This window comes from Streptomyces sp. W16 (genome assembly GCF_033194735.1).
Classification (GTDB): domain Bacteria; phylum Actinomycetota; class Actinomycetes; order Streptomycetales; family Streptomycetaceae; genus Streptomyces.
Genome location: NZ_JAWOAI010000065.1, coordinates 20,899 through 27,903 on the forward strand (window position 1 = coordinate 20,899; position 7,005 = coordinate 27,903).

The window sequence follows — 7,005 nt, forward strand, 5'->3', positions numbered from 1 at the left end:
GGGGTCGGGCGAGCGGGGCGGGGCGGTTTACGACGGGCGGACGAGTCCGGTGTCGTAGGCGAAGATGACGGCCTGCACGCGGTCGCGGGCGTCGATCTTGGTGAGGATGCGGCCGATGTGGGATTTGATCGTGGATTCGGCGAGGTGGAGACGCTCGGCGATCTCCTGGTTCGTCCAGCCGGTGGCCATGGCGGTGAGGACTTCGCACTCGCGTTGGGTCAGGTCGTCGAGGCGGCGCTGCTGCTGCGGACTGTGCCCGGGGAGGCGGTCGCTGAAGGCGTCGATCAGTTTGCGGGTGAGGCCGGGCGAGATGACGGCGTCGCCGGCGGCCACGGCCCGGACCCCGGCGACGAGTTCGTCGGGCTGGGCGTCCTTGAGCAGGAAGCCGCTGGCTCCGGCTCGCAGGGCGTCGTAGGCGTATTCGTCGAGGTCGAAGGTCGTCAGCACCAGGATGCGTGAACGGCCGCCGGACTCCACGATGCGGCGGGTGGCCTCGATGCCGTCCATGCCGGGCATCCGGACGTCCATGAGGACGACGTCGGGCCGGAGTTCGGCGGTCATACGGACCGCTTCACCGCCGTTGGTGGCCTCACCGACGACGTTCATGTCGGACTGGGCCTCCAGGAGCATGTTGAAGCCCATCCGTTGCAGGGCCTGGTCGTCGACGATGAGGACGGTGGTCATCAGGGGTGCTTCTCCGAGGAGTTGGGCTGCGGGCTGGGGACGAGGAGGGCGCGGACGGACCAGCCGCCGTGAGCGTTGGGGCCTGCGGTGACGGTGCCCTGGTAGAGGGCGGCGCGTTCGCGCATGCCGACCAGGCCACGGCCGCCGCCCGCGCGGGGACGGTTCGCCGAGGGTGTGCGGGACGGGCCGGTGTCCTCGACGGTGACGCGCACGGCGTCCGGGTCGGCGGTGAGGGACACCTGGACCGAGGTGTCGGGTGCGGCGTACTTGACGGTGTTGGTCAGGGCCTCCTGGATGATGCGGTAGACGGAGAGCTGGATCCCGGGAGGCAGGTCGGTGAGGCTGCCGCGGGCGTCCAGAGTGACGGTGGGACCGGCCGCGCGGACGCGGTCCAGCAGCGAGTCGAGGTCGGTCAGGCCGGGCTGCGGGGCGAGCGGCATGTCGCCCGGCCGGTCGTCCTCCTCGCCGATGACGGAGAGCAGGCGGCGCAGTTCGGCCAGTGCGTCACGGCCGCTGGTGCTGATGATGCGGAGAGTCTGGGCCCCGCGTTCCGGCTTCTTCTCGGTGAGGGCGGCGGCGCCGTCGGCGAGGCCGACGATGACGGCGAGGGTGTGGCCGAGGATGTCGTGCATCTCCCGGGAGACCCGGGCACGTTCCTGCGCTATGGCCAGGCGGGCCTGCTGGTCGCGTTCCTTCCGCAGGGCGTCGATATAAGCACTGGCCAGACGGCTGAGCAGGCCCAGCGCGGCGAACGCCGCCATCGCGGTCATCGCCAACAGGGTCACGACCTCGGGGCGTGTGGCGTGTTCCAGCTGGCCACCCTTCCAGAAAACTGCGGCCCACACTCCGAGCTGCACGGTGGTGATGCCGACGGCTAGAGCGAGTTGCCGGGGGGTGCTATAGCGGCCGACGTTGAAGAGGGCCACGACCCGTGCGGACTCGGCTCCGGTCAACACGCCCAGCGGGAGGGCCACTATGGAGGCGGCGGTGGTCAGGGCGAAGACCAGCATGGGCCGGCGTTCCCGCCACAGGAGGGGGAGGGTGAACGCGACGATGAGCGCCAGCTGCGCCGGGACGTCGCCGGTGTTGTAGGGATTGAGGTAGGAGTTGATGCCGAGCGCGGCGCAGAAGGCCGGCACCCCCCAGTACCGGACCTTGGGATGGGCCCGGTCGGCCCGGCGCAGCGCTGCCAGCCGGAAGATGACCGAGGCGATCACACGCTGTTCGGAATCGCTGGTCAGGGTCTCCAGGACCCGGCGGTTGTCCGGGCTGGGGGCCGCGGGGGCGCTCGGTGTGGTCACGGGGGTCCTTCATAGGTCGGGAGGCCGCCCGCCGGTCCCGGGGGATTGGACCGGCGGGCGGGGCTGGGGCGGCGGCCGGTGGGAGGGGGCCGCTCCCGTTGCCGACCGGGCGGTGGTCGGCAGCTTGTCGCTGCGGCTCGTTCCGGTCAGCGCTTGCGGAACATCTTCTTTCGTATCCCCCTCATTGTTGTGGCCTTCGACTTGCTCGTGTCGCCGGGCGGGGTGGCGTCGTCGGCGCGTGCGAAACGTTGCTTGAGCCCGGACATTCCCCGCGTCCTGCCGTGGTGATGCCGTGGAAGCGGCGACGTGGACGCAGCAGTATCGGAGGTGTCGGAGCCGGAACCGCTGGTGAAGGTGTGCGGGGAGCTGTAGCTGTCCGAGCCCGGGTGGCCCCCGGCGGCCACGCCTGCGAGTACAGGTTCGGGCGCGGTGCTCGTGCTGTCGGTGTCCAACGACTGGCGCAGCTTCTCGCCCTCCACGTCCACGTCGGGCATGATCCGGTCGAGCCACTTGGGCAGCGCCCAGGCGCGGCGGCCTAGCAGGGTCATCACCGCGGGGACGATGGTCATGCGGACCACGAAGGCGTCGAAGAACACGGCGGAGCCGAGGCCGAGGCCGACCGACTTGATCAGGGCCGCGTCGTCGAGGAGGAACCCGGAGAACACGGAGATCATGATGATCGCCGCGGCGGTGACTACCCGTCCGCTGTGCCGGAAGCCTCCGATGATGGCCTGGGTGGGTTCGGCTCCGTGGACGTACTCCTCCCTCATTCGGGTGACGAGGAAGACCTCGTAGTCCATGGCGAGGCCGAAGACGACGCCGATCAGCAGGATGGGCAGGACGCTGACGATGGGCGCGGTCTGGTCGACGCCGAAGATGTCCGAGAGCCAGCCCCACTGGAAGACCGCGACCAGGACGCCGAGGGTGGAGGCGATGGTGAGTAGGAAGCCGAGCGTCGCCTTGAGCGGGATCAGGATCGAGCGGAAGACCAGCAGCAGCAGGACCAGGGCCAGGCCGACGACGATGGCCAGGTAGGGGATGAGGGCCTGGGCGAGCTTGGTCGAGACGTCGATGTTGACGGCCGTGGTTCCAGTGACCATCAGGTCGGCGCCGGTGTCCTTCTGCAGGGCGGCGCTGTGGTCGCGGATGTTCTTGACCAGGTCCTTGGTGGCCTGGCTGGTGGGGGCGCTGTCGGGGATGACGCCGATGATGGCGACGTCACCGGCCTTGTTGAAGGCCGCGTCACGGACTGATGCGACATCGTCCAGCTTGCCCATCACCGCGGTGGCGTCCGCGGCGGCAGCCTTGGGGTCGTTGCTGTCGCGGGCGTCGACGACAACGGTCAACGGGCCGTTGAAGCCGGGTCCGAAGCCCTTGCTGAGGGTGTCGTAGGCGAGGCGCTGGGTGCTGTGCGGAGGCTTCATGGAGTCGTCGGGCAGCGTCATACGCAGCGACAGGGCGGGGATGGCCAGCAGTCCGAGCCCGATCACCGAGGTGACCAGGACCTTGACCGGGTTGCGGGTGACGAACTTCGCCCACCGCACGCCCATCGACTCGCCCTCGCCGCGCTCCAGCGCCTTCATGCGGCGGGTCTGCAGCTTGCCCTTCATGACCCGAGTACCGGCGAAGCCGAGCATGGCGGGCAGCAGCGTCAGCGCGATCACCACGGCGATGGCGACCGCGAAGGCGGAGCCCAGGCCCATGGAGGTGAGCATCTGGATGCCGATGACACTCAGACCCGCGAGCGCGATGATCACGGTCAGGCCCGCGAAGACGACCGCCGAGCCGGCGGTGCCCAGGGCTCGTCCGCAGGCTTCTTCGGGGTCGTGGCCGTCGCGGATCTCGTTGCGGTAGCGGGAGACGATGAACAGGGCGTAGTCGATGGCGACCGCCAAGCCCAGCATCAGTGCCAGGGTGGAGGCCTGCGAGGCGATGTCGAAGAACTGAGTGGCGATGGTGATTGACAGGATGGCCGCACCCACGCCGAGAATCGCGGTGAGCAGGGGCAGCCCGCCGGCGATCATCGAGCCGAAGGTGATCATCAGGACGACGGCGGCGACGGCGAGACCGATCAGCTCCGCCGCCTTGCTGGCGGCCTTCTCCTTGACGGCGTCGCCACCCAAGCTCACTGTGAGGCCAGCCTGCTCACCCTGGGCGACGACGTCGTCCTGGACGGCATGGGCGGCGTCATTGACGTCTGCCTGGGCGACCTTGTATGTCACTCCGGCGTAGCCGATGCTGCCGGACTTGCTGACCTGCCCACTGGTGAAGGGGTCGGAGACACTCGACACCTGCGGTGACTTCTCGAGCTTCGCGACCATGGACTCGACCACGGTCTTGTTTGCGGCGGAGGTCAGTTTCTGCCCGCTCGGGGCTTCGATCACGATCCGCGCGTCGGCGCCGTCGGCGGCTGCCTGGGGGAACTCCCTCCCCAGCAGGTCGATGGCTTTCTGGGACTGCGTGCCGGGCAGCGTGAAGCTGTCCGAGGTGGAGCCGGTGGAACTCATGGCGCCGATGCCTACGGCGGCCAGGACGGCGATCCACAACATCAGGAACAGGCGTCGTCGCCGGAAGGCGAGCCGTCCCAGTCGATAGAGGAAGGTGGCCACGGGGTACTCCCACCAGGAGAAGAGATCATTACGTGAGCAGGGCCTGATCGACCCTTGATCTCAAGCTAGGTGCGGGTTTCCACGCTTCCTGCCCCCTGTGGCATCGAAAAGACGGGCCGCGATTAGTACCGCAGGACTAATGCCCCTCCCCTGAAAACGCGACCATCGGCCGTGCTTCGGTCAGCCGGGAACGGTGACCACCACCCTGCCCCGCCCGCCCGCGTCGACCCGTTCGTGGGCCTTGGCGATGTCCTCCAGCGGGTAGCGGTCCGCGACGTCGACGGTGAGGGCACCGGCCGCGGCGGCTGCGGTGAGATCGCGTGCGGCCTGTCGCTTCGCCACGGCGGGGAAGTCGTCACTGCCGAGTAGCCGCAGGGTGACGTTGTTGAACAGCAGGGGCCAGAAGGGGAGTTCGGTACGGTCGGCGTGGGTGCCGTAGGCGGCGATGACGGCGTCGAGCGCGGTGACCGCGTTGTCGAGGTCGGCGTTGGCCGACAGGGACACCTCGACGACGCGGTGGACACCGCCCGGCGCGTACGCGCGGATCGCTGCCGCCGGGTCGGCGGAATCCAGGGCGACGGCGTGGGAGACGGTGGTCGCGTCGACGTGGGCGAGGTCGTCGCCACGGCGGACGGTGCCGATGACGGTGGCGCCGCCCCAGCGCGCGAGCTGGGCGGCCAGGGAGCCGACACCGCCGAGCACACCGTGGACGAGGACGATCCGGCCGTCGACCGGGCCGTCCGCGAAAACGGCGCGGTGAGCGGTGATGCCGGGGATGCCCAGACTCGCGCCGAGCTCGTCGGTGAGGTGGTCGGGGAGACGTACAGCCTGCTGATCCGGTACGACGGTGTACTGGGAGGCGGTGCCGAAGGGCCGGTAGGACTGGGCGCCGTACACCCACACCCGCTCTCCCACGCGGTGGGCGTCGATGCCGTCGCCCACTTCGTCGATGACACCGGCGGCGTCGCTGTGCGGGACGACCCTCGGATAGGGCATCGAGGAGCCCAGCCAGCCGCGCCGCTTCTTGGTGTCGCCGGGATTGACGCCCGAAACGGTCACGCGGACCCGCACCTCGCCGGGGCCGGGGTGGGGGTCGGGCAGTTCACCGACGTGCAGGACATCGGCGGCGGAGCCCTGCTGGTCGTACCAGGACGCGAGCATGGATGTGCCTCCGGGGTCTTTCAGGGGTTCTCAGGCGGTTGTTCGCCCAGGACCTCGCGGAGCCAGGCGCGTTCGGCGCGGCTGGTCGCACGGGCGGTCAGGAGCAGGCCCCGCCGGTAGGGGTCGGAGACCTCCTCGGCGCGCAGGGGCCGGTCACCGTCGTAGAAGAAGCTCACCGGCTCCTCCAGGAACGCCAGGCGTCGACGCAGTACCGCGTGCTGTTCGGCGATGTCAGGGAGGTGCGAGAGGAAGGACAGCACCGTGTAGAAGCGGGTGAAGTCGGTGATCTCGTGGTCGGCCGGCTTGCGCAGGCGCTCCAGCATGTCGGCGCGGCCGGCCTCGGTCAGGCTGAGCATGTAGCGGCCTGCACCCGCGCGCGGATCGGCCCGCCGTTCCAGGAGGCCCGCCTTCGCGAGGCGGTTGATGGCCGGGTAGAGGGTGCCGTCACTGACCGGCCGGGTGTAGCCGGTCAAGTCCGAAACACGTCGGCGCAGCTCATGGCCCGGTAGGGGGCCCTCGGCCAGGAAGCCCAGTATCGCGAGTTCCAGCATGGGGCCATCTTCTCACATGTGTCATCGAATCGATATTCACATCGAATCGATGTTACGCTCGACGACGGCTCGCCTCACCGTCGAGGCCCGTGCCTCCCGCAGCTCAGCTCGTCTCCGCAGGCGCGCCCCGACCGGGACGCCGCCGACCTCTCCGAGAGCTCCGAACCATGGATCTTCATCCTTCCTCTGCCTCCATTCAGCCGGTGACCCCGCCCGCTCTGTCGCGCGAGGCGGGCCGCGGAGCCGGGCTGCCGCGTTCTTCCATGGCGGTCGCGGCGTTCTCGACGGTGGTCGAGTGGTACGACTTCACGCTGTACCTGTTCATGACCACCGTGCTGTCCAGGGTGTTCTTCGGCTCGGGAGCCTCGTCCGTCCTCACCGCACTGGCGGTCTTCGCCATCGCCTACGTGATGCGCCCGTTCGGCGCGCTGGTCTTTGGTCACGTCGGAGACCGGCTTGGGCGGCGCAGGGTCCTGCTGGCCTCGATGTCCGTCATGACGGTGGCCATGCTGGTCACGGCCCTGCTGCCCACGCGCGAGCAGATCGGCTCCACGGCGGGCGTCCTGCTGTTGCTGCTGCGCTGCGTCATGGGCTTCTCGGTGGGCGGCGAGTACACCGGCGTCATGACCTACCTCGTCGAAGGCGCCCCTCCCCGGCGGCGCGGCCTCGTCGCGTCCCTGGCCTCCGCCGCCAGCGAGG

General features: G+C 69.5%; 6 protein-coding genes. 1 reads left to right on the plus strand and 5 read right to left on the minus strand.

Going from position 1 to position 7,005, the window contains the following annotated elements:
• Nucleotides 1–27 precede the first annotated feature (27 nt).
• The 5 genes from R6V09_RS11725 to R6V09_RS11745 all read right to left on the minus strand — a co-directional run bounded on the left by R6V09_RS11725 (nucleotide 28) and on the right by R6V09_RS11745 (nucleotide 6,306).
• The gene (locus R6V09_RS11725; RefSeq protein ID WP_043666117.1) at nucleotides 28–684 is read right to left on the minus strand and encodes a response regulator; all 657 of its coding nucleotides are present in this window, start codon (nucleotides 682–684) and stop codon (nucleotides 28–30) included.
• Entirely contained in the window at nucleotides 684–1,985 is a 1,302-nt protein-coding gene (locus R6V09_RS11730; RefSeq protein WP_317881320.1) for a sensor histidine kinase, read from the minus strand. The genes R6V09_RS11725 and R6V09_RS11730 overlap by 1 nt, the downstream gene beginning before the upstream one ends.
• A 146-nt stretch (nucleotides 1,986–2,131) precedes the next feature.
• On the minus strand, nucleotides 2,132–4,594 hold the full coding sequence (locus R6V09_RS11735) for an MMPL family transporter (RefSeq protein ID WP_317881321.1): 2,463 nt from the start codon (nucleotides 4,592–4,594) through the stop codon (nucleotides 2,132–2,134).
• Nucleotides 4,595–4,774: 180 nt separating this feature from the next.
• Nucleotides 4,775–5,755: an NADPH:quinone reductase gene (locus R6V09_RS11740; protein ID WP_317881322.1), complete on the minus strand. Its 981-nt coding sequence runs from the start codon at nucleotides 5,753–5,755 to the stop codon at nucleotides 4,775–4,777.
• Between the two features lie 20 nt (nucleotides 5,756–5,775).
• On the minus strand, nucleotides 5,776–6,306 hold the full coding sequence (locus R6V09_RS11745) for a PadR family transcriptional regulator (protein WP_317881323.1): 531 nt from the start codon (nucleotides 6,304–6,306) through the stop codon (nucleotides 5,776–5,778).
• A gap of 203 nt (nucleotides 6,307–6,509) precedes the next feature.
• Between R6V09_RS11745 and R6V09_RS11750 the strand changes: the two genes are divergently transcribed.
• A partial coding sequence (locus tag R6V09_RS11750) for an MFS transporter (protein ID WP_317881324.1) occupies nucleotides 6,510–7,005 on the plus strand: 496 nt, incomplete at its 3' end.